This window comes from Nostoc sp. UIC 10630 (assembly GCF_010747425.1).
GTDB lineage: Bacteria > Cyanobacteriota > Cyanobacteriia > Cyanobacteriales > Nostocaceae > Nostoc.
In genome coordinates, this window is record NZ_JAAGOG010000137.1 from 1 (window position 1) to 23,133 (window position 23,133).

The following is a 23,133-nucleotide window of genomic DNA, read 5'->3' on the forward strand; positions in this document are numbered from 1 at the left end:
TGATGACATCTCATGTACTGGGCGATGACGGGCAGTGGCATCAGTTTATGACCGTAAACTCTCGACGGAAGCAGTAGCAGAAGGTACCAAGCCCATCCTACTGCGCTTGAGTGCAAACAACATTCTTATCTCGGCTTGCAGGTTGCGGTAAGTTCTAGATTGTAGAAAGTCCCTGGTTTGGGATTAACTGAACGCAACTCCTGGATAAAAGCATTAAATCTTGTATTGCTGATGCCGAAGCCAGCTTCAGCACAAGCAGATAAACCTCCTTCAATGGGAACAGGAGATCCAGTCTTGGGACTATATACAATGAATTTATCGACGGTGCTAGTGCCGACTGCAAACCCGATAATCTGGCGAACTGTTCGCAAAGCAGCATTATCTAAGGAACCACCAATACTGCCAATACTGATATTAACCGCACGACTTTCAGCTACAGCTGGTGCACTAATCGACAATACTGCCCCGACAATCATCAAACAGGTGAACTTCAACATTATCCTCTCCTCCAAAAAATTGAAAAACTAATAATTAGATTTTGACATTGATGAAGTACATCACAGACGCTAGCTATGTAAGCTTTTCAGGCACGCTTGTGTAAACGGCAAAATCTGTGAATTTGTCCCATAGTTCTAAAAATCTCTACATCTTTTCGTAAAATGTGCTTAAAAACCTTAATTTTTCGTAGTCAGTTCTCGATAAGCTTAAGCTTTGTGACACAAATATTGTTAGTGGGATAGGTTCTAATACGACAGAGAGTGTCCGCCTGTTTAGATGGTGTTCTCTGCTCTTGTGATTTGAATTTAAAGATAAATAGGGGAGAAATAGGGGAGATAATTGCAATTGCAGAAAAAATTTTCAGCACCGCTTAATTTTGGGGGATCACCTGGATCTGACCCGGTTGCGAGGTTACGTTCATCCCATCTCCCAGAAGTGTCTTGTATGTGCAGCCTGAACGAGAGCTAGAAAAACTCTTTGATGATTGGGATTGAGAATTGAAAGCTCAGGATGCCATTGCACAGCAATTGCCCAAGGATGGTGTTCATGCTCCACAGTACTAAATTTTTGCAGCAGCGTTTTGGTGGTATGTTGGTTCCTAATGGCAAGGATACCTCCTTATTTGATCCAGCTCGATGTAATCCTGATTCCAGTAGAAGTCGCTATAATTTATCTGAATACCAAATTTTAATGTTTCCTGGCGCACCTAGACCTTATAAAGGTTTAGAAGGTGTTCTCACAGCGCTAGATAAAATTAATCAGCTAGACTTAAAATTAGTGATTATTGGTGGCAGTCCTTATGATGATTACGATCAACAACTTCAAGAACGTTGGGGACGCTGGATTATCAAACTACCAAAGTATCCAGTTGATGCCATGCCGGATCTTGTTGCTGCTGCTCATATTGTTGTCGTTCCCCAGCGAGATACTCCAGAAACTCGCGCTCAATTTCCTTTGAAGTTGACTGATGGAATGGCAATGGCTAAACCTGTATTATCAACACGTGTTGGAGATATTCCCGAAATTTTAGGTGATACTGGTTATTTAGTTGAGCCTTCTTGTCCTGAACAAATTGTTAAACAAATTCGATTGATTTTTCAAAATTTAGAGTCAGCAAACCAGCGAGGTATTAAAGCCAGGCAAAGATGTGTAGAAAAATATAGTATAGAGGTTATGGCTTCTAAACTCGCACCGCTAATTACTAGTCTCCAGGCTCCAGGTTGATAGCTAAAAGCGTAAATGGTTCTCTTTTGAAGATTTCATATCCGCTCCCCAACGCTTTTGATAAGTAAGGTTAGTTTCGCAGGGGTTTTTTGCTGGAGTGGAGACGAGCAATGGCTTAAGCTTCTATCCTGGAATTAGAATGCACTGAAATTGACCGATGATAAACGTCAATCCAGAACGAAGCGTTGCATATACTTGGGGTTCTACACCCGAAGAGCGATTGATGTCTTTCCCTTGCGATCGCTGCATGTCTAATGCTGACGAAGCATATTTTCGAGCGATTGATGTGCAAGCACCAGCGCCAGTTTTATTTCGGTGGTTATGCCAACTGAAGGTAGGCTCTTACAGTTATGATTGGCTTGACCACGTAGAACGCATATTTTTTCAGGTAGCTGACTCAATTCCTGCTCATCCCAGTTCAGAGCAACTGCTGCCAGGTGTGGAAAATTTGGTAGTGGGTCAAAAATTTATGGGCATTTTTCAACTGGTTGAATTTGAAGCAAATCGGCATCTCACAATAGTCACAGATGATGAGCAAGCTATTTCTATTTTTGGTGATATTGCTGCTAGCTATGTAATTTTTCCAGTAACGTCAGATGCTTGTCGCCTTGTGCTTAAAGGTAATATTCGTTACCCCAGAAATTGCTTTTGGTCGTGGATACGCTATGTATTGCCGTGGGGAGACTTATTAATGATGCGTCAGCAGTTTTTGAGATTAAAGCATTTAGCCGAACGCCCAGTTTGATTAATTTGCTGTACAGCCGGGGCGATTGCCCCGCAAGAAGTGAAGCACGGGTTCGTAAACGCTGCTGATAGTTCGATGGGAGGATTCCAAACAGGGGGACGCATAGCTATGCACTCCTGATATCGCGTTCACCTACAAGTTAGCCTCCGCAAAAACTGTACCTTTTGTCAATATCTTCTACTGGACTGCCTCTCTAGAAAGTTTTTTAGTGTTCTTGATATTTTTAGTGGGCTGAGGGCGAGAAAACTTAGAAGGGGGTTTGAAGTTTTCTATGGGTACATTTTTAAGCGCCTTGTTCATAAAATCGCGCCAGACAGGAGTAACCATTCCTCCTCCTGTTGCACTATGAGCTAATTGTTTGTTGTCATCTCTGCCTACCCAAATAGCAGTTGTTAGCTGTGGCACTGTACCAATAAACCAAATATCCTTCTCTGAAGAAGTTGTCCCGGTTTTGCCAGCAACAGGGTGATCTAGAGCAGCTCCTTTACCAGTACCATCAGTAACTACCGATTGCATCACGTCTATAATGCTGGCTGATGCCCAAGGGTCAAGAACTAACTTAGGCTTAGGAGTATTATCCAGTAAAACATTGCCACTACTATCACTAACGCGAGCAATAAGTGTTGGAGGTGAGCGCCAGCCATAATTAGCGAAAGTCGCATAAGCGCTGGCCAATTCCAGCGGTGTAACACCAATTGCACCTAGTGGCAAAGAAGTTACAGGTTCCATCGGACTCATGATTCCCAAGGTACGGCAAGTGGCGATGATTTTATTTATTCCTACAGTTTTGCCAATCTTAACCGCAGGAACGTTACGAGACAGTGCTAAAGCAGTACGAATTGGCATTGCACCCCTAAAGGTATTATCGTAATTGCGTGGAGAGTACGAGCCATTCATCACATCAGGGTAACTGACAGGAGAATCAAGCACCGTTGTACTTGGTGTAAACTTACCACTAGCAAAGGCAGTATAGTAAACAAACGGCTTAAAAGCAGAGCCAGGTTGGCGTTGAGCCTGAGTTGCGCGGTTAAATTCGCTCTTTTTCGAGTCTACACCACCCACCAGTGCTTTGACATAGTGGGTACGTGGGTCAATTGCGACTAAAGCCATTTGATTGTTGTTTAATCCTTGACCTTCAAGAGTTTTATGCCACTTTTTGATAGTTTCTTCTGCCATGATTTGCAAGTCACTGGCTACTGTGGTTTGCACTCGCATTCCACCTTTAAGCGTTACATCACGCCCAAACTTTTTAATTAGTTCCTGTGCCACAGGATTGGTGACATCAGGAAATATACTAGCTTCAAATGACTTAATTTTATTAAGTTTAATTTCTTGCTGGAGGGCCTCATCATATTCTTGCTTGGTAATCCATTTCAATTCCAGCATTCGTCCAAGTACTTGCCTTTGTTTTTGTATAGCCAAATTCTTGTTCACAAAAGGGCTAAATTGTTCTGGAGCCTTGATTAAAGCCGCCATCATTGCTGACTCACCCAAAGTCAAATTCTCTGCTGATTTATCAAAGTATGTCTGTGCTGCTGTTTCCACACCATAGTTATTATGACCCCAATAAACTTGATTGAGGTACATTTCTAAAATCTGGTCTTTAATGAAAATTTGCTCTAAGCGAATTGCTAATACAGCTTCTGCTATTTTGCGAGTTAAAGCACGTTCGCGAGATAAAAAGAGGTTTTTCACTAACTGCATAGTGATGGTAGAACCACCCTCCTTCACAGCACCTGCTGTCCAGTTAACTAAAGCAGCACGTCCGATACCTCTTGGATCAATACCGGGGTGGTTGTAGAAGTAATTATCTTCAGCGGCTAAGACTGCTCGTTTTAAATTTGGGGAAACTTGATCTAAGGGTACAATTTTTCTGTTGGCTTCTCCATGTATACTTGCTAAATGCTTGCCTTTGATGTCGTATATATAAGTTGTTTCTGCTGGTAAGAAGTTCCGTATTTGTCTAAGCTGTGGCAAATTATGGAAACTAATGGCTAAACCAAGTACTCCTCCAGCGATAATAGAAGTTGCCAACATATTAATTGATAAGAGAGTACCACCAGTAACGAGACCTACTTGTCTCCAAAACTCGAAACTAGGTGAAGTCTTAATTCCTGCTTGTTCCTGTTCAAAAGTTTTTGACGAAGACACGGCAATTTCATTTCCTCAGTTATAGCTACAATGACAATTTATTTAACTAAACGCATGAAGAACGCTGACTTTCGTTAGCGATAGCGGGGCGTTTAGCCCGTGATGAGTTGCTAAGTTTTGAGTTAAAAGACCGACTACACCACTGAGCAATTGGGGGAACCCAAGACCGCAGTAGCTATACAATTAGCGCGATATCAACCTTCTCGTGGCTGCATGATTTTGCTCACACTCTTGTCGAGCTAATACCCAAGTACTGACGCTTAAAATGCTGTTTTGCAATAAGTTGTGGTTTCTACAATAAGTTGTGGTTTCTAGGTGCAGCTTGAGATTCTATGGAAAAACTGCAACACAAGTATTTCGGAGAATTAGTGTGATCGCAGCAGATATCAAGCTTTTATATAATCTCCTGACAAGAAAATATAACTACTTGTTGTGATAACTACTTATGGTAATAACTACTCATTGTGCTCGCTCTGAAAATATAACCCTCTAACAAAAGTTAGAAAAGATAGATTCAAAAGGGTGAATTAACATATTGATTATTTCACCAGCAATCAGCCAAACGATTCTCGCGAACGTTAACGGCTAAAAACTCAGTTTATTCTGTTCGCAGAGCGTCTCGTAGAGAACAAGTCAAAGCGGATCAGAAGATACTTTCCTCCGTTTGGGATAGCAGCCGTGATCATTCTTATGTAGGATAGAAAACCAGCGTCCGCAATTCAATACTTTCTCTAGCTGGGGCATCTGGTGGGCTTGTTGGGTCATCAAACATCAAACCCAGTATGAGCAGCAAACCTCGCCCGTCCGTCCTCTGCCGAGTCAAAGCACTTAAACAATAGTGTTTCCGAGGGTTGCATTTGGCTTAAAGTTAGGTGTTAGTACACAAGTTCATGGACAATCTACTAGCGGACCAGAAACTTGGCAAAGTGTCTACAATGAGGCGGCGGCTGGAGCAACAACGATAGTTACAGTTCCACTTTTTACCTCCTTTTCACCATCTATCTTGCAAGTAGTCTTCAAATTGGCAGGTTATTGGGGTGGTTAACGCCATACCTTGTTAACTTTTGGAGCAATATTATGAATAAAAAATGGGCTGCTAAACGACTTACAATCAATCTCACATCAAGTGAAACAGAAAGATTAGAAAAATACTGTTCAATTACTGGTAGACCAGCAACCGATGTAATCCGGGAATTAATTCGGTCTCTCTCAATTCAATAAGTACAAAATGCCAATTAGTAATTCATCTAGGGTAAGTTTAAGGGGTTTTTCTTTCCCTTTTCCTCCAAAATCCGATAAGTATTTATACTACACTTACCATGCTTATGTCCGATGTGTAAGTCCTAGATACAATGCCATCGCAGTCCTAACAATTTCTTTTTGTTTGACTACTTATAAGCTGGCACTAATGCACAACTGCGTGTCTCTACAGCTAGGGTGTTGATTAAACCTTCTCTTTAGCTGGCGTTGCAATACCGCGCTTAATTAGACCCGCTTCAAGTTCCTTAATAAATCTGAAGTCTTCCTCCAACAGAGGCTGGTTTTCGTTAGAAGAAGATTCCTGACTGACAGAGGGATTTTTCTCAAGGAAAGCAAATGCTTGCCGAAATTGACGCGGATTTGCAAAAATTTGCGAGTCAAAGTGACAGGGTATAATCTGCTGAAAATCCCACCTTGCAACTTTATCAGCCCAGTTGAGGACTTGTCTTGGTGCTTGGGGAAGAATAAGGATTTGCAGAATCGGTGCGACAAATGGCCTCCCCTGACCTCGTAGAGCATCGAATGCCTGCTTCCAAGTTTCTTGCCAGCGAAAAGGAAATAAACCAAAGTAGGTTTTTAAGGTTCGCTGTGGTGCTTTAAGAGCATCACGAAACATCTGCCCAATTGAAGTGACTTCCAGCGCACTAGGACGCAAGTAAAGTGCAAACAATGAAATGCGTTGCCATCCTTTACGCCGATTGTCTTCATTGTCCTCAATTACCTCCAAGGCATTGTCTCTTGCATGAAACAGTAATGGATAAGGATCTAATTGAACGATTTCCGGCGGGTCAACTGAAACAGAAACTATAGAATCAGTTACAAGCAGAGCACGCGTCTGCTTGTGAAACACTGCAACTTCTACAAAAGAACCTCGTCCCAGGTTGATGTCCAATATTGCATAGTCAAACTCATAAGCGAAAGGAGCAAGGCTTGAGTCGTCTGGAAGTTCTTGAGTTCGCTTTTGGGGAAAGCCTAGCCAACTAAGGGGCAAGTTGAACGGGAAACTCCACTGGTGCGGGGCAACAAAGACTTGTGCTTGAGGGAAACGTCTGGAAAAGGGACCAACGAAGACTTTATGCTCCAGACCAGAACTAGTTGGCAGTAGGATGTACTTAACTTCACCGTGCTTTGCTACCAACTCATTAACCAAGCGGACACACTCAGTTGTTGGAGCAACGGGCGCATAGACCAGAAGCCCTCCAGCAGCGAGCTTGACGATAGTCATGCGAATTGGCACGATGGTGTAGAGAATGCCGTGAAGCTGATCGAATGTCCAGATAGTGTCCTCAACTATTTCCTTGCGAAGCGTCCGCCGCCTGCCGTAGGGGTAGAGTGGCACAGCAGCCCAGAATGGCCATGACCAGTCTCTTGGCTGGGTCAAAGGATACATCCCTTGATCAAGCAGTTCTAGCCTCGACTTAGATCCAAGTGAGTTCATCGTCGTCCCATTCACTTTTTGCTTCTTTCCAATTTCTAATAATATGTGAGTTTTTAACGGAAGCACGCGTTAAGTTAATTTAATTGATAAATGGTTTTCGAGCTTCTTGAATTCATTTCTAATCATGCTAGTTTAACAATCTTTTACGAATCCAAGAAGCTCAACAGGAGTACATACTAGACTTGTTGGGTAATCATCTGAAAAATCCTTGAAATCTGTTTATGGTAGACTTTTTAGTAATTTCTGACCAAAATTATTGAAACCCAGATTCCTTAAGCCTTTCAGGGATTTTAGTCACTATTCTCCGGCAACTCTACTATTTAGATGCCTCAAAATGACGATATTTTTGCCAGAATTGTGCATTTATTTAGGTGGGTCAACTCATCAAACGCTACTTTTACCCTGAGCTATTAGGAATACAGCACGGTTAACATATAATTTACTTCCATTAAGAAACAAACTATGCCCAAGACTTGGAACATCAAGATAGATAACTATTTTCAAGCCAACCCCAATTGCATCATCGCCACTGCTCATGTAGACTCGTTCCCTATAGACCTGCCGCTAGAACCGAACATCCGCGAACCGAACCGCAAAAGCGCAACCTACAGACAAATGTTCGACTCACTGACAACTGAACCTGCAAAATTTTTCTCTCGCCACAGTGGAATCGTTCTGTCAGCTAATATTGCTAAACCTGTCAAAAACAAAACTGAACTGGAGCTAGAAATTTTAGAAGCCTCGGAGGGCGGTAGTGATGGCATTATCAACGGAGGGCATACAGTTTTAGCATTTGAGCAAGCGAAAAATTACAACTACAATTTAAGTCAAGCCAGAGTAAAAGTTACGATTCACATCGGACTGACTGAAGAATCAGCCAAAGATATAGCCCTAGCTTCAAATACTACAACGCCAGTAGATTCTCGCTCCAAAGTCAACGCTAGGGGTGATTACAAATTCATCAAGCAGTACTTAGCCCAGTTAGAACGGAAAGAAGATAGAAAATTCCGCATTGCCTATTACCAAAACCAAAGCGGCGCTCCCAGAAATGCCCAGTGCAATGTCACCCATTTGCTCAAGCTCCTTTACTGCCTCGACAGAAATAAATACAACCCGGACGGTAATAAACGAACCAAGCACCCAGCAGGAATGAGTCTTCCGAGTAACATCACAGATGCAGAAAGGGAAAGATTAACCGCCTTACTGCCTCTCTTGACTCATGCTCTGTGGATAGAGCAAAGACTCTATGAAATAATCCAAGACTATATCAGCAACCCCAGAAGAAAGGGTGCTAACGACCTAGCATCAATTGATATACGTAAAACGACGTTATTGCCTGACAGCAAGTATTCATTTGGGTTTGGTGCGCCAACCGACTTAGCACTACCTATAATCGCATCATATCGGGTATTTTTGGATAAAGACTATAAATGGATTCTGCCGTTTAACGAATTTGCTGAAGATTTCCTGCAACACTTGTGGAATAACTACTTCCGCAAATACTTGGTATCAGAGAAAACAGCAGGAAATACAGTAGGTACGAAAATCAGCCGCAATCAAGAGATTTGGGAAAGTTTGTATATCTCAGCGCAAAGTTATCTAAATCAGCACTTGGTGAAAATGGTCAATTCCAGTAAGGCAGAGTCAGAATCCAAGGTGACACAAGGTAGAAAAGGGCGTGTGCAAGCAGCTAAGAAATGATGAAACCCTTAATAGGCAATAGTTAAAGCTAAAATTTCTTTAAATCTTTCACTGTCGGGCCGTGTAAAACTTCCCCCTTGCAACTGAAACGTGAACCATGACAGGGACAGTCCCAACTTTTCTCGGCACTGTTCCAGAAGCTTGGCTTGCGCTGCTCGTAGTTCTGCTGTGTGTTTTTCTATCTCAGCCTCCAAGATATGATTAAATTGACACTGCTGCTGATAACATTTGTTTTATATCTGGCTATAGATTTGAAAAAGCATATCTGATCAAGCCCTGTATATTTGTTTACACTTAATCCCCCATAATCTAAAAACTTAAATTTTGCTGAGAAACCTGTAAGAACTTTCTAAGGAAAATATTAGTTTTTTAGATATCAATCCTTATATATTTATCATTTTTAGATTAATTATTTAAGTAACAATCAATTTAAAGTTCAAGGCAAGAGCTATGTAGTGTTTCCTAAGTAATTGAGGAACACTCAAATATGTATTTATTACCAAAGTTATTGGCTTTGAAAATGTACCTTACCAGAGAACTGCTATATTGATGATTAATGTATTGAAGAATTGAAATCATGAGATTAAGATATTTATTGATAATTGGCTTATCTTCTATTGTCATGGTTGGCTGCGCCCGCGAAGTATCAAATAACCAGGCTAATGAAAGTCCTATAGCGGTGAATGCATCTATTCCCGTGCCTTCAATTCAGAAGAAACCTTTAGCCAATTCAGGGCAAGCTCCAAAAACAAATACTATTAATTCAGGCACATTTGTTTCTGGAGAACAAACAACTAATGGTAAAGTTAGTATTACCATTAAAGACGGCAAATCCTTTCTAGAAATTGATGACTCATTTAAAACTTCTGAATCAGGCCCAGATTTGGTAGTAATTTTGCATCGTTCAGATAACGTGATTAATTCGACTAAGCCACCATCGTATTCTTTAAAAAAGGGAGACTACATTATTCTTGCTCCCTTACAAAAATATAGTGGGGCTCAAACATACTCTATCCCTCAAAACATCAATTTAGCAGATTATAAATCTGTCGGTATTTGGTGCCGCAAGTTTAATGCTACTTTTGGCACTGCTAGTTTGAGTCAGTAAATATTAACAAACAACTTAAAAATCAATCACCAAGAGGAAGTTTATGAAATTAGAAGGATACGAATTGAGCTAACGTTTGTAAACCAAAAACCCGGCTATTGCATCTAAAAGTGCTTCTGGCTCATCTGCGCGGATCAAATGACTGCTATTCTCAAAAATTCTTAAATCGGCATTAGGAATTGCCTGAGCAATTTCTTCAGAAAACTCTGGAGCGCAAATCCAGTCATACCGGCCTGCAATAACTAGAGTGGGTGCAGTAATTTTATGTAACTGGTCAAGAATATTGTAGGTGCGGAGGAAACCGCCAAAAGCAATATTAATCGCATCAACTGAGAGAATATTCCTCTGCCAAGCAATGCCTGACTTAATAGGATCATATTTTAGCGAATACATTGGTCCCAACACTTGAAAATACTGTCTTAACTGTTCCTCATTTTCAAAGTTCCCATCCCAAAGTCGCTGAACGCTTGCTTTTTGTTCCTCAGTTCCTTTTGATGCTAAGATTTCCTTAGCTCTTTCTAAAAAGCCACTATGGGCTGCCGTGGCAATCACAATCAGATGAGAGACATTTTGAGGATAGCGAACTGCATAAGTTAGAGCCACCATACCACCGTAAGAACTACCAATCACAACAATTTTCTCCAGACCAAGGTGTTGGCGCAATGCTTCCATATCTTCAACATTATTGTCTAAAGTATAGGTTTCTTTAGACCCACGGGCAGACCTTCCTTGACCGCGATGGTCAAAATAAACTAGTTGTAGTTTTCGGCTTAAAGTCGAGAAAGTTGGTTTGAAGGAAGTATGATCCGCACCAGGCCCCCCGTGAATTAGAAAGGCGACAGGTTTAGAGCAGATGCTCGCGCCATCCACCACTAGTGCAGAACCTTCCACATCAAAGAAAATCTCTGTATCTCGTATTTTCGCTCGCATTTTTGGGATTATTATGGGACTTCCAAAGAATAAATTATTCCAAGAAAAACAAGAAATATGTTTTCTCAAGAATGATAATCATTTTAAGGGGGAGAAAAGGGGTTGCCGAGGACAACCCCTTTTCTCCCCCTCATCTATGCATGAAGAATCTATACACTTGTCATCTACTTTGAAGTTAAACAGTGTAGGATTAGTATGTTTTGTAGCTAAATAAATGCTGTTATTAAAATCAAATAACTTTTGTTTTACTACAACAAATATCAATAAACCAATTACCTAAATTTGGGAAAAGTTCATGAGTAGAATCGGTTAGCCGCTCAATCTGTTTTTCAATTTGAGCCATAGCTTTTTTTGTAAGCTTGACCCCATTCTCATAAGTTTTGTGTACTAACTTAACAACTGGATGTTTCCCGTTCCATGTCATAGTGCTGGCAAAATTTAGAGCCGTTTCTAGTTCATCTAAAATGCTACCATTCCAGTGATTTTCTAGTACTGCCCACGTCCAATCTAATTGGATTATATTTACTATGATAGGGCGGATAGTAAGCTAAACGTATATTTACTTGATGTTTTTGGGCAAACTCTACTATACGTTTCATAAATTGAGTACGCCGTGAGCTATTCTGTGGCCCGTTATCTTGATTGAGAAGTAGGGTTTGAATATCGGAAAAACGATGCTTTTGTTCTAACCAAAAATCTTCTAAAATATCAACAATAAAATCGCTTGTAACTTTCGATTCTGTAAAGTACAAAAATAGCTCATCAAGCTCTGGAAGAAAGATACCATAAGGAGTTACAGTTGTTTTTGGATTATAATCATGGTCATCAGCTTTCGCTCCATCCCGGCTTTTACCCCCTCGATCAAATGAGCCAATCTTAACGCGGGCTTTTCCGTCCATACTTAGACGTAAAACACTCTTATCTTCCGAAGCATCAATATTAACTATGTCTAATTGCTCAAAGATTGCGTCAGTTTGTGGGATTTTTTTTGAGGTTGAACTTTCTTTACCCTTCTGAGCTTATAACCTAAATTATTTAATTTGACGCGAATTGTTTCTGAGGTATGTAACTTTTCGTCACTGTAACCATACTTCTCTATTAATTGCTTTCTGACTTCGGCTGCACTGAGTCTAGTGTATAGTCTTTGACTTTTAAAACTTGGATCAGTTTGACTATGGAAGTCAACTAAATTTTTTATGTCTTCTAAAAGATTTGGCAAGTGTTCTTCTGCTTTATAACGCCCTTTGCCACTCATGTTATCAACACAAGTAATACCGCTTTTTAATTCTCTCGTTCCTTTGCGAATTGTGTCTCGATTCCATCCTAATTCTGATTGTGCAAGCCTTTGCCCCCCTAAACCTAAGCCCTGAACTGTCTGTGCCATAAAGAAAGCGCTTTGCTGCACCCTTTAATTGAGATGCAGTTTCAATTAACAACTTTTTGAGAGAATCAGTCAATACTATAGCCACCAGTTACCACACTCAAAAACAAGCGTCATTACTTAAATTACTACAAAATGGGGATGAAGGGGCTGCCGACGGCAGTCCCTTCATCCCCATTTAAAATGATTATCATTACTGTTAATGGAATAGTTTATTTTCTGGAAGTCCCATATAAAATCAAATGACTTCAAATATATATCAGACTTTTCCCCTTATCTTGGAAACAAGAAGAAGCGATTTTATTTCCCAGTGTACAGTGACTTTTTATTTGTCGTTATGCCAAATTAATGTCATTGGGGTGTAAAGCTTGCACTCAAAGAGCATTAAGCTTAGAAGTAGCACTGGGAGTTTACAGCCTACATCAACACGGTTTTGTTGCAAGCTTAAAATGGGTAAGGCTTAACTCGATGACACGAATTTGTCTCAACATAATTTAATTGGTAACAGTACAATAGTTAATGCACTGAAGTGCCGTTGAGCATTGAGATAAATGAATTCGCAAAATGAACTCCTAAAACAGCAGTTGATAGAAGCGATTTCTTGTCAAAATCTGCAAGAAATTCAAAAAATCCTAACCTTAGCACAATTAGAGGATGAAGCAATAATCCTCAAAGAAGCTCTTGTGCAAGTAGAGTATGTAAATTTTGTTTGGTTCTTGCAAGAATACGTAGGCAAGGAAAGTTATCAACAAGCCGTAAAGGATGTATCGACAAGCATGACTCAAAAACTAGTTGAAGGAGGTTTCAAGCCAGGGGTTGATTTCAACTTACACCCAGATGGTAGGATGTTGGCATCAAAGGAGGCAAATGAATATTTAGAAAATTATTAAGTTAATTCTGACCCAACATTGGGAATCAACTTAACCGGAACACGATCTTAGCAAGCTTCCCAAACCCTTGAGTAAAGGCATATTCAATCTCTGCGGGATCACAAATCTCTGTTAGTTTGGATTTTAGCCCAGGAAGTTCTCTAACCTCAATACAGATATTTACATATACATCTTTAGTTTCCACATGGAATAGTCCAGCATTTATGTTTAAAAAATCACCTGTTAGCATTGAACAGTAAGTTAAGGATTCTTTCCATTGTGATTTGTACTTCACTCGAAAATAATTATCGCCTAAATTCTTTTTGAACTTAGATGACTTTTCCTGTGGTTTTGGTTCCCAGAATATACTATTCTCTAACTGCCCAAGGGCTTCTATTGTTGTTACATTAGTCGCCACATTGCTACTGCCTTGTTGTTTAAGCTTTTTCTGTTCAACAAAAGACATAGCCAGGATGCGGTTCTTATGCCGCTCAAAAGCTTCTTTATACAATTCCCATGCTTTTTTGGTAATTGCTGATTGAGATGGCTCAACCATTTTAACGATTTCACGCCAATCTCCAAGAGTAAATTTAGTAATATTTTCAATAAAAGCGATGAAAATGGCGCTATAAATTTTAGTGGGACTCGCACCCCGTAAACCTTGCCTTCGGATCGTATCAGTAACTAAGTCTAATCTGTAAGTAGAAACAGAAAGGTCAATTTCTGTAAGAGCAAGGCTAAAACCCTGTCTAAGTCTGATTCTGCTAAAATTTGGCTTTGTAGGATTCTCCTTAGTAGTAAAATCAATCGTTTCACCACAGCTTGGACAAATAGCTTGGTGATGTTGAATCAGCACTCCATCGTTGTCAACTTCGGCTTCAATTTTAGCTAATTCATCAGTTAGCGGTTTAAAAATATGGGTGCAATGCTCACATTGAATTAAGCCTTTGTTTTGTATTTCTGATATAGTTTCAGGCAATAAAGTCCATTTGCGGGCTTCATCAGGAAGCCCATGCTTTTTCCAATTATCGGTAATATCAATAATTACCGCAGTTGGTTTTAAAGTGTAAGTTCTTAGAACCCGCCCCAGCATTTGCAGCCAGAGAGTAGAGCTTTCAGTCGGACGGACACAGTAGACGCACTCAATATTAGGACAATCAAAGCCCTCGGTTAAGATTTCATAATTAGTAATTACTTGGGTAGTGCCATTGCGAAAACGCTGCAATATTTCTAATCTCTCTTGTGAAGGAGTTTTCCCATCCAAATGTTCAGCACTAATATAATTACGAGAAAATTCCTCAGCCAGGGCACGAGAATGTTCTAAGCTACAAGCGAAAATAACTGTACGAAGATTTCGTGCATATTTAAAGTAATTCTCAAGGATTTCACTAACACCAATCTGGCTAGTGACGGCAATCGCTAACTCTTTGGCTCTGAAATCTCCACGAGATTTTGCAACTCCAAGAGTAGAAATAGTTTGATTCGTTGCAAATAATCGAAACTTACTTAAATACCCAGCCTGAATTAAGTAAGCCGTGTCAATGCCAATAACCAAATCATCAAATAAATCATCAAAACCTTGACCGTCAATTCTCTGGGGAGTGGCAGTTACACCTAATATTTGAGCGCTTTCATAATGTTCAATTAATCGCCGATAAGATAAAGCAGTTGCATGATGCGCTTCATCTAATATCAAAAGTCCAATGTTAATTGGCAACTCTAATACCTCTCGTCTGCTCAACGTTTGAACGCTAGCAACTTGGATTCTCCGTTCCGGATTAGCCAGAACACCTGCTTTGATAATCCCAACTGGTTCACCGATAATCTGCTCTAGTTTTTCGGCAGCTTGAGATATCAACTCAATCCGATGGGCAATGACTAAAACTTGCTTTCCTTGGTCAAAGAATTTATGAGAAATATGTGCAAAACACACCGTTTTTCCGGCGGCTGTCGGGAGTTGTGCAAGCACTCGCCTATTACCATTCTCCCAAGAATTCCAAATATCTTTTATCCACTGATGTTGATAATCTCTAAGTTCGTAGGTAACAGGCATTCAATCTACCTCAACAAGAATTTTTCTCTCGTGGGAATATTGCTCATTATCCCATAAGTTCTTAAAGTTAAAATACCGATAATCCCAATTCTAAAAGTAGTAAAGATGTTTTGGGTTGAGTTGATGCGATTTTACTTCATAAAGAGCAAATTATATAGACTAAAAATATAGATTTACCAAATTCTTGGTTTATTGGTGATATAGAAGCTGAACATAGTGCAGGGTATAAAACGATTTTGATAGATCAGGATAATCAGTCTCAGCTCCAAATGTCTCGTTTAGGAATTGCTGACTATATTTTGGTTAACCTTTCAATAGCAGCACAGGTGATATGTAAGCATTCAGGATCTAATTTTTAGGATTTCTGGCATGAAGTTATAGAAATTCCTGGAACAGGAAACTTAGAAAATTTAGATTGATGGCAAACAATCCGCCGTTCTGGTCAAATAATTCGTCCTTCTACAGTAGACTTCTCAAATATGCCGCACCACTATAATAAATACTTCCTTTATATGCGGTGCTGTTCCCTAAACCCTTTATCAGTTTGCTGTTCGAGACATAACGGGAAAAGTCAGGTATATAGATAGCTGCGTATAAGCCTATTTTTATGTATATAAGAAGCCAAGTAATGTCAAGCTAATGATAGCGATCGCAGCCAGTTTTATGCATTAGTCACATTTTTCTTAACAAAAGACTGAAAGGCTAGAAAGTAGATATAGTAATAGCCTTGGAGATTTTCCTAAATTCGGAAATCAAGATTGAGAAAGCTTTATAAACTTTGACATTCATGTATAGTGGTCAAAGATCGTCTTGTTTGCACATTTACTGCCTGTCATTTATAAAACTATTTGATATTCGTAAAGCTATGAGAGATGAGCAAAAGACCAAACAGCAAATCATTGAAGAATTAGTGACGCTGCGGCAAAGTTTTTCCGAGTTAGAAAATTTAGTATCTCAGCAGCAAGCTCAACAAGTAGCGCTACAACAGCAGACTCAAAGGGAACAATTAATTGCTCAGATTGCTGGGCGTATTCGTCAGAGTTTAGATATAAGAGAAATTCTCAACATCGCAGTACAAGAAATACAGAAGTTTCTACAAGCCGAGCGAGTCTTTGTCTACCGCTTTCAAGCAGATTGGAGCGGAGTTGTGACAGTAGAATCAACTGCTGAAAATATTACTTCTATTTTAGGTCAAACAATTACAGATTCATATTTTGCTGACTCAAACAGACGTAAGCTTTATGAACAAAACCGTATCCAAGCCATAGCAGATATCTATACAGCAGACTTATGTGCGCGTCAGGTTGATTTCCTAGCTGAATTAGAAATTAGAGCCAGCTTAGTAGTACCTATTCTCCAAGATGAACAATTATGGGGGTTGCTGCTCATAAATCAGTGCCAAAAGCCACGCCAATGGCAGCAGTGGGAGATTGATTTCCTGGTGCAATTGGCTACGCAACTGTCAGTCGCTCTACAACAAAGTCAACTATATCAACGAACACAGCACCTATGGCAACGAGAACAAGCTCTCAATCGAGTCATCCAAAGTATTCGTAATTGTCTAGGCTTAGAAACTATTTTTTCTACAGCAGTTAAAGAAATTGCTCAACTAATACCAGCCCAACAAGCTGTAATCGTGCAATACCTACCACAACAGCAGATATGGTTGCACATTACAGAGTATCGCCAAAACTCAAATTTACCCACAGCTTTAGGCACATCCATTCCTGATATTGGCAATCAAGTTACCAAGCGACTCAAGCGCTTAGAAATTGTTCAATTAGAAGACCCTAGTTGTTGTAGTGATGAAATTAATGGTCAACTGGCGCAAACTTCTGGCGGTAAATGGTTACTAGTGCCTTTACATTTTAATTCTCAAATTTGGGGTAGTCTGAGCCTGTTAAGAAACAGGCAATCTTTACCTTGGTACAACGAAGATATCGAATTAGCAAAAACTGTTGCGGAGCAACTGTCAATTGCCATTGAGCAATCTACGCTTTTGGCACAATTACAAACCGAACTCATGGAACGTCAGCAGGCAGAAGCAGCAGTTCAACAAAAGCAGAATATTGCACAGAAAATTGTAGAAACAACACCAGACATTATATATATCTATGATTTGATTGAACAGCGCAATGTTTATATAAATCACCAAATGCTGGAGATCCTTGGTTATAGCTCTGGTGCTGTTCAATCAATGAAAGAAAAAGTACTACCGAGTCTGATTCATCCAGATGACATCAACCGAATTAACGCACACTTACAGACTTTCCAAACCTTGCAAGATGAGGAAGTAATCGAAATTGAATACCGAATGAAACATGCCGATGGTCAGTGGCGTTGGTTACATAGCCGCGAGTGTGTGTTTACAAGAGATAGAAATGGCTTGTCTGTGCAGATTTTAGGTACAGCTATTGATGTAAGCGCTCGTAAAAAAGCCGAACTTGCTCTGTGGGAAACGCAACAGCATCTGCAAACAATTCTTGATAACTCGCCTGCTGTCATTTACTTAATCGATTCACAAAATAAACATATTTTGGGAAATCGCAGTTATGCAAACCTACTGTCCACGACTCCAGAAACTCTAATCGGCAAGAGCATCTATGAAGTCTGGCCATCTGAAGTTGCCGATACTTTCGCAACGAATAATCAACAGGTGTTTCAAGAAAATCAAGCTATTGAAGTAGAAGAGACTGTAACTCATGCAGAAGAAGTCCATACTTACATTACTATCAAGTTTCCGTTACATGATGCCAACGGTATTCCTTACGCAGTCTGTGGAATTTCTAGAGACATCACTGAGCGCAAGCAAGCCCAAGAAAAGATCCATGAACAAGCTGCATTAATTGATGTTGCGACTGATGCGATTATTGTTCATGATTTAGAAAAACGTATCCTTTTTTGGAGTCGAGGTGCTGAATACTTATATGGTTGGACAAGAGAAGAAAGCTTGGGTAAGAAAACTGATGAGTTTTATTGTCGTGCAGCAGCATCACAACTTTTAGAAGGCCTCAACACTACCGGAGCAACTGGTTCTTGGCAAGGTGAGTTAGAGCAAGTTACCAAATCTGGCAGAGAAATTATCGTTGCTAGTCGCTGGACAATGGTACAAAATCAATTTGGACAAACCCAATCTATCCTCATAGTTAACACCGACATTACGGAGAAAAAACAGCTAGAGCAACAATTTCTCCGCGCTCAACGATTGGAAAGCATTGGAAGATTAGCTAGTGGAATTGCTCATGACCTAAACAATCTTCTCTCACCCATATTAATGTCCTTAGAATTGTTAGAGGAAAAATTTTCCGATCCGCAAACTCAGCCATTGCTCAAGATGTTATATACTAATGTTCAGCGTGGGGCTGATTTAATTAAACAAGTATTATCTTTTGCTAAAGGTGTATCGAGCAAGCGGATCATTTTCCAGTTCAAGCACATAGTTGCTGAAATTCAGTACATTATCCAACAGACATTTCCCAAGTCAATTGAATTTACTATTGAATTACCTCTAGATTTATGGTCTGTCTATGCAGACCCCACCCAATTACAACAAGTACTGATGAATTTGTGCATTAACGCTCGTGATGCTATGCCTTATGGCGGTTCTTTGAAAATTTCTGCTGCCAATCAGTTTATTGACGAATTCTCTGCTCAAAAGTATTTTGAGGCAAAAGTTGGTTATTATGTTACGGTTTCCGTTATCGATACTGGTATTGGAATTGCCCCCGAAGTATTAGAACGAATTTTTGAGCCATTTTTTACAACCAAAGAAATTGGTAAAGGCACAGGTTTAGGACTGTCAACAGTTATGGGAATTGTTAAAACTTATGGCGGATTCATAAATGTTGAAAGCTTAGTAGGTCAAGGTAGCAAATTTCAAATATATTTCCCAGCATTCACAGATCCACAACAGCAACAAGTATTAACAGAGGACTATGAACTACTTAAAGGTAATGGAGAGGTTGTTTTAGTTGTAGATGATGAACTCTCATTTCAACAAATTACTCAAACATCGCTTTTCAATTATAACTATCAAATTTTAAGTGCTAATAACGGTGTTGAGGCAATCTCAGTATATGTCGAACATAAAAATACAATTAGTGCGGCGTTAATAGATTTAATGATGCCTGATATGGATGGCATTATAACTATTCGTACTTTACAAAAGATTAATCCACATCTCAAAATTATTGCTATGAGTGGCCTAGCTACCAATGAAAAAATAGCTGAGGCTACTAGCGCTGGCGTCAAAGCATTTTTACCGAAACCCTTTACATTATCAGAGTTGTTAACAACTTTATCTTTGCTATTAAATCAAAATTGAATTGAGCCAAAAATTGATAATAATTATATTTAGATTTAAACGTGATTAAACTTGAGATTTTCCGCACTTTTCCAAGGAATCGTTAGTTCAAGCTAAATCCTGGTTGAGTCATAATCAGCGCTCAAACGCAGTTTTTTTTCGTGCGAAAACCCTATGAAAATTTGCGGTTACTAGATCAAGTTTGGACGGGAGAAAATATACGAGTGTTTGAAATAATTTCCATCTGGGAAAAAGATGGTGAACGAAATTTTTCATTAAGATGCGCTCGCTACGGCAATTATGCGGATTCATGAAGTTAGCTGATTAATAAGTCCCGCATAAACACGGATTCATTCTTGCTGCCTTTCAGTAAAACTGCATTATACAAGTTTTGAAGGTGCATTTATGACTAATACTACAATGTTAGATAACCGTATAAATAAGCAAATAAAATTTGAACCATTAGAAGCGACAGTAGCAGCAACAGAAGAAGAGTCAGTAATATTAGCCGAAAAGCTCACACAGGTGGCAATTCCTTTAGAGGTATTGTTACAAGCACTGAATATAGCAAAATACGATAAGGCAGCAGCTTTCCGCTATGCTGACAAATATCTAAAGAATACCAGAAAGTCGAAATGGGTTATTATCAAAACGGCTTGAAAATTTTGATGAAACGCTCGGTTGAATATTTTTCTCCTGATGTAAATTCTCAGTTTTCATTATTCCAAGCATTGAACTTATATTTAATTGGAGAATTTTGGAGTAATTTTTCAATTCCTTTTCGGATCAGCTCTGGTGGAACTCCGTCTAATTTCAACTCGCTTTGGATGAACTCATCAATAGAATTGGCTTTCGTCTTCTCTAAGAGCGCCAACATTTGTTGAGCTTGGGTTGTTGATGTGCAAGACTCCTTAGTTTCAGCTTGAGAGGTTTGCTTATTACTTGGTGCAGAGTCAATAAAGTTTTTGGTATCCCGGTCATAACCAGAGAAATTCTTTAACAGAGGCATTGGTATCCATTCATTGATGCCGCCGTAATAAACTGCTCGACCGACGACCGACTGGTGATTGTGCAGCAATCTCCATCACTTGAGTTGAAGTAATCTTGCGATCGCTGGGGATGAGTTGAGTGGCAATCATAGCATTGTAAGCTGGGACGTTATCAGGATGAACTAACGCCACAGACGTTAACTGCGATGGCGTAACCGCCCGCCGGATACCGTTGGCGAAATATTACTTAACATAAAAGCGGTAAATCTACTGTGTAATACACGGGAATAATAACTCTAGCTTACCGTGTATTACATGAGAAGAAAAAAACTAAGTTAACTGCCTCAATTATCAATAAACTAGAAGAAATACTTGTGGAGGTAGTATATGTGTTTACATCCTGAAGAAATTCCTCCTATTCCCGATGAAACGGTACGTGTAGCTAAGGCCGCATTTCCAAAAAGTAATTTATATATGCGCCTGCGCGACGAACTGGGAATCTTGTTTCAGGATGAAGACTTTGCATCTGTATATCCTCTAAGGGGGCAGTCAGCACAAGCACCTTGGCGATTAGCAATGATACTGATAATGCAATTCTTAGAAAACCTGTCTGATAGACAAGCAGCTTCTTCAGTACGAGCAAGGATTGATTGGAAATATGCTTTATCGTTAGAATTAACAGACTCAGGCTTTGATTTTAGTGTTTTAAGTGAATTCCGCGACCGACTGATCTGTGGGGGTATCGAGCAGCAAATACTAGATAAAATGCTCACAAGATTTCAAGACATGAAACTGCTTTCAGCAAGGGGAAAACAACGCACCGACTCTACCCATGTTGTGGCAGCAGTCAGAGCGTCGAACCGATTAGAACATTTAGGTGAAACCTTACGTTATGCACTTAATGCGGTGGCAGAAGCTGACCCAAGTTGGCTAAAATTCATCGCTCCTATTGAGTGGTATGACCGATATACAAAACGTTTTGAAGAATATCGACTGCCAAAAACCGCACCAGAGAGAGAAGCATTGGCTACTCTAATGGGGGCTGATGGCTTTCGTTTACTTGATGCCATTTATACAGAAACATCTCCACAGTTTCTCAGAAAGCTGCCAGCAATAGAAGTCCTACGTCTTGTTTGGTTACAACAATATCATGCGCCCACGGATAAAATCGAGTTACGCAATGAACAAGATGGTCCACCCTCATCTGTGAGAATTTGGTCGGCTTATGAAATAGAAGCACGTAATAGCACTAAACGCGCTACTAACTGGACAGGGTATAAAGTGCATCTGACAGAAAGTTGTGATGAAGATGGGCCACAAATCATCACTCATGTAGTCACAACTACCGCTACTAGTCCAGACCAAACAGTGATACCCTCAATCCATCAAGCTCTCGCAGAGAAAGAACTTTTACCTGAGCAACATTTAGTAGATCAAGGATACACTAGTGGACAGTTGCTTTCTCATTCCCAACAGGACTATGACATTGATCTGTTGGGTCCAGTACCTGTTGATGTCGGATGGCAATCATTTGCAGGTTTGGGATTTGATTTATCCCATTTTCAAATCAACTGGAACCAAGAAACTGCCTATTGTCCTCAAGGCAAGAGCAGTAGCCGTTGGAAACAAACTCAAAACGCTGATGGCAACCCAATAATTCGTGTTAGCTTTCGTACCACAGATTGTTTAGTTTGTCCTGTGCGCTCCCAGTGTACTCGTGCAAAAACTCAGGCACGAGGCTTAACAATACAGGTGCAATCTGATTACGAAGCTCTCCAGAAAGCTAGAGAGCGGCAAAAAACTAAACAGTTTCAACAACAGTATGCACTGCGCTCCGGCATTGAAGGAACTATCTCTCAAGGAGTCCGAGCATTTGAACTGCGCGATTCTCGTTACATTGGGCTAGCGAAAACTCATCTACAGCATATTCTCACAGCTGCTGCTATTAATCTAAGTCGAGTTTTTGCGTGGTTGGAGAAGATACCAAGGGCTAAAACTCGCTGCTCACACTTTGCAAGGCTGGCAGACGCTACTGTGTGCTAGGCATACCCGTGATTACTTGTTGCTCAAACGTCAAGAAAAATGTCTCCTCTTCCGTGTAATACATGGTTAATTATCGCCTTTCTCGGTTAAACTTACGATGTAATACACGGTAAAGTTGATGTTCAAACGGGATATTCAAGGAAAGTTTGCGCTTAAGAATGATGACTATCGTGAAGTGCGCTCTTTGCGACTAACAGATGATACTTGGAAAGCTATTGGTATTGCTTCTGAATGTTTTGGCTTAACCCGTGCTGATTATTTAGAACACATTGTTAAGCATAATACTCTACCAAGTATTATACGGGGAAATTCAGAATTTTTAGCTGACACTCCACCAGAAACCGAACCCCAACCGAGTATTACCTTGAGTTTGGACTAATTGGCATTTAGTAGCAATGATATAGAAGGCAAGAGAAAGTGACCTAATTTCTTTTAGGGGC

16 protein-coding genes and 5 pseudogenes are annotated in these 23,133 nt (G+C 40.0%); 11 read left to right on the plus strand and 10 right to left on the minus strand.

Annotation, left to right across the window (positions count from 1 at the left end):
* Positions 1-125: 125 nt before the first annotated feature.
* Complete coding sequence (locus G1O98_RS25910) at positions 126-497, minus strand: hypothetical protein (RefSeq protein WP_163933870.1); 372 nt, start codon at positions 495-497, stop codon at positions 126-128.
* Between the two features lie 559 nt (positions 498-1,056).
* Here G1O98_RS25910 and G1O98_RS25915 point away from each other — a divergent pair.
* Positions 1,057-1,722, plus strand: a pseudogene (locus G1O98_RS25915) (glycosyltransferase family 4 protein); the annotation flags it as partial.
* A 157-nt stretch (positions 1,723-1,879) separates the two neighbouring features.
* Entirely contained in the window at positions 1,880-2,467 is a 588-nt protein-coding gene (locus G1O98_RS25920) for a hypothetical protein (protein WP_163933872.1), read from the plus strand.
* Positions 2,468-2,644: 177 nt separating this feature from the next.
* Here the strand turns inward: G1O98_RS25920 and G1O98_RS25925 are convergent, their stop codons facing one another.
* Both G1O98_RS25925 and G1O98_RS40185 read right to left on the minus strand, forming a co-directional pair.
* Complete coding sequence (locus G1O98_RS25925; RefSeq protein ID WP_163933875.1) at positions 2,645-4,618, minus strand: transglycosylase domain-containing protein; 1,974 nt, start codon at positions 4,616-4,618, stop codon at positions 2,645-2,647.
* Positions 4,619-5,306: 688 nt separating this feature from the next.
* A pseudogene (locus G1O98_RS40185) lies at positions 5,307-5,478 on the minus strand (methyltransferase); the annotation flags it as partial.
* Here G1O98_RS40185 and G1O98_RS25930 point away from each other — a divergent pair.
* Together G1O98_RS25930 and G1O98_RS25935 are read left to right on the plus strand one after the other, a co-directional pair.
* On the plus strand, positions 5,457-5,663 hold the full coding sequence (locus G1O98_RS25930) for a hypothetical protein (RefSeq protein ID WP_243458538.1): 207 nt from the start codon (positions 5,457-5,459) through the stop codon (positions 5,661-5,663). The pseudogene G1O98_RS40185 and the gene G1O98_RS25930 overlap by 22 nt on opposite strands.
* A gap of 32 nt (positions 5,664-5,695) precedes the next feature.
* The gene (locus G1O98_RS25935; RefSeq protein WP_163933878.1) at positions 5,696-5,839 is read left to right on the plus strand and encodes a CopG family transcriptional regulator; all 144 of its coding nucleotides are present in this window, start codon (positions 5,696-5,698) and stop codon (positions 5,837-5,839) included.
* Between the two features lie 223 nt (positions 5,840-6,062).
* On the opposite strand, the gene G1O98_RS25940 is transcribed toward G1O98_RS25935, so the two are convergent.
* Positions 6,063-7,268, minus strand: coding sequence for a DUF4336 domain-containing protein (locus G1O98_RS25940; RefSeq protein ID WP_243458541.1), 1,206 nt, complete (start codon positions 7,266-7,268; stop codon positions 6,063-6,065).
* Between the two features lie 510 nt (positions 7,269-7,778).
* Here G1O98_RS25940 and G1O98_RS25945 point away from each other — a divergent pair.
* Positions 7,779-9,017: an AIPR family protein gene (locus G1O98_RS25945; RefSeq protein WP_163933886.1), complete on the plus strand. Its 1,239-nt coding sequence runs from the start codon at positions 7,779-7,781 to the stop codon at positions 9,015-9,017.
* A gap of 28 nt (positions 9,018-9,045) precedes the next feature.
* On the opposite strand, the pseudogene G1O98_RS25950 reads toward G1O98_RS25945, so the two are convergent.
* A pseudogene (locus tag G1O98_RS25950) lies at positions 9,046-9,153 on the minus strand (Rieske 2Fe-2S domain-containing protein); the annotation flags it as partial.
* Between the two features lie 441 nt (positions 9,154-9,594).
* On the opposite strand from G1O98_RS25950, the gene G1O98_RS25955 reads away from it, so the two are divergent.
* Positions 9,595-10,125 (plus strand): DM13 domain-containing protein, encoded by a 531-nt coding sequence (locus G1O98_RS25955; protein WP_163933889.1) that lies wholly within the window; start codon positions 9,595-9,597, stop codon positions 10,123-10,125.
* A gap of 69 nt (positions 10,126-10,194) precedes the next feature.
* Here G1O98_RS25955 and G1O98_RS25960 read toward each other — a convergent pair whose 3' ends face one another.
* The gene (locus tag G1O98_RS25960; protein WP_163933892.1) at positions 10,195-11,055 is read right to left on the minus strand and encodes an alpha/beta fold hydrolase; all 861 of its coding nucleotides are present in this window, start codon (positions 11,053-11,055) and stop codon (positions 10,195-10,197) included.
* A gap of 229 nt (positions 11,056-11,284) precedes the next feature.
* Positions 11,285-12,518: pseudogene (locus tag G1O98_RS25965) on the minus strand (ISAzo13 family transposase).
* Between the two features lie 469 nt (positions 12,519-12,987).
* Here G1O98_RS25965 and G1O98_RS25970 point away from each other — a divergent pair.
* A complete protein-coding gene (locus G1O98_RS25970; RefSeq protein WP_163933897.1) occupies positions 12,988-13,326 on the plus strand; it encodes a hypothetical protein in 339 nt (112 codons plus the stop codon).
* A 25-nt stretch (positions 13,327-13,351) separates the two neighbouring features.
* Here G1O98_RS25970 and G1O98_RS25975 read toward each other — a convergent pair whose 3' ends face one another.
* The gene (locus G1O98_RS25975; RefSeq protein WP_163933900.1) at positions 13,352-15,358 is read right to left on the minus strand and encodes a DEAD/DEAH box helicase; all 2,007 of its coding nucleotides are present in this window, start codon (positions 15,356-15,358) and stop codon (positions 13,352-13,354) included.
* 865 nt (positions 15,359-16,223) lie between these two features.
* On the opposite strand from G1O98_RS25975, the gene G1O98_RS25980 reads away from it, so the two are divergent.
* Together G1O98_RS25980 and G1O98_RS25985 are read left to right on the plus strand one after the other, a co-directional pair.
* Positions 16,224-19,682, plus strand: coding sequence for a PAS domain S-box protein (locus G1O98_RS25980; protein WP_163933904.1), 3,459 nt, complete (start codon positions 16,224-16,226; stop codon positions 19,680-19,682).
* Positions 19,683-20,066: 384 nt separating this feature from the next.
* On the plus strand, positions 20,067-20,321 hold the full coding sequence (locus tag G1O98_RS25985) for a hypothetical protein (protein ID WP_175586871.1): 255 nt from the start codon (positions 20,067-20,069) through the stop codon (positions 20,319-20,321).
* Between the two features lie 49 nt (positions 20,322-20,370).
* Here the strand turns inward: G1O98_RS25985 and G1O98_RS25990 are convergent, their stop codons facing one another.
* Together G1O98_RS25990 and G1O98_RS40190 are read right to left on the minus strand one after the other, a co-directional pair.
* Complete coding sequence (locus G1O98_RS25990; RefSeq protein ID WP_243458539.1) at positions 20,371-20,739, minus strand: hypothetical protein; 369 nt, start codon at positions 20,737-20,739, stop codon at positions 20,371-20,373.
* Positions 20,681-20,842 carry a hypothetical protein gene (locus tag G1O98_RS40190; RefSeq protein ID WP_243458540.1) on the minus strand — a complete coding sequence of 54 codons (162 nt, stop codon included), beginning with the start codon at positions 20,840-20,842 and terminating at the stop codon, positions 20,681-20,683. The genes G1O98_RS25990 and G1O98_RS40190 overlap by 59 nt, the downstream gene beginning before the upstream one ends.
* A gap of 195 nt (positions 20,843-21,037) precedes the next feature.
* Here G1O98_RS40190 and G1O98_RS25995 point away from each other — a divergent pair, with 195 nt between their 5' ends.
* Both G1O98_RS25995 and G1O98_RS26000 read left to right on the plus strand, forming a co-directional pair.
* On the plus strand, positions 21,038-22,693 hold the full coding sequence (locus G1O98_RS25995) for an IS1182 family transposase (protein WP_163933906.1): 1,656 nt from the start codon (positions 21,038-21,040) through the stop codon (positions 22,691-22,693).
* A gap of 118 nt (positions 22,694-22,811) precedes the next feature.
* Positions 22,812-22,991, plus strand: a pseudogene (locus G1O98_RS26000) (hypothetical protein); the annotation flags it as partial.
* Between the last annotated feature and the right edge of the window lie 142 nt (positions 22,992-23,133).

Excerpts from the sequence above, each read along its gene's own strand:
- G1O98_RS25910 (WP_163933870.1), bottom strand. The coding sequence starts at position 497 with ATGTTGAAGTTCACCTGTTTGATGATTGTCGGGGCAGTATTGTCGATT.
- G1O98_RS25920 (WP_163933872.1), top strand. The coding sequence starts at position 1,880 with ATGATAAACGTCAATCCAGAACGAAGCGTTGCATATACTTGGGGTTCT.
- G1O98_RS25935 (WP_163933878.1), top strand. The coding sequence starts at position 5,696 with ATGAATAAAAAATGGGCTGCTAAACGACTTACAATCAATCTCACATCA.
- G1O98_RS25940 (WP_243458541.1), bottom strand. The coding sequence starts at position 7,268 with ATGTATCCTTTGACCCAGCCAAGAGACTGGTCATGGCCATTCTGGGCT.
- G1O98_RS25945 (WP_163933886.1), top strand. The coding sequence starts at position 7,779 with ATGCCCAAGACTTGGAACATCAAGATAGATAACTATTTTCAAGCCAAC.
- G1O98_RS25955 (WP_163933889.1), top strand. The coding sequence starts at position 9,595 with ATGAGATTAAGATATTTATTGATAATTGGCTTATCTTCTATTGTCATG.
- G1O98_RS25960 (WP_163933892.1), bottom strand. The coding sequence starts at position 11,055 with ATGCGAGCGAAAATACGAGATACAGAGATTTTCTTTGATGTGGAAGGT.
- G1O98_RS25970 (WP_163933897.1), top strand. The coding sequence starts at position 12,988 with ATGAATTCGCAAAATGAACTCCTAAAACAGCAGTTGATAGAAGCGATT.
- G1O98_RS25975 (WP_163933900.1), bottom strand. The coding sequence starts at position 15,358 with ATGCCTGTTACCTACGAACTTAGAGATTATCAACATCAGTGGATAAAA.
- G1O98_RS25980 (WP_163933904.1), top strand. The coding sequence starts at position 16,224 with ATGAGAGATGAGCAAAAGACCAAACAGCAAATCATTGAAGAATTAGTG.
- G1O98_RS25985 (WP_175586871.1), top strand. The coding sequence starts at position 20,067 with ATGACTAATACTACAATGTTAGATAACCGTATAAATAAGCAAATAAAA.
- G1O98_RS25995 (WP_163933906.1), top strand. The coding sequence starts at position 21,038 with ATGTGTTTACATCCTGAAGAAATTCCTCCTATTCCCGATGAAACGGTA.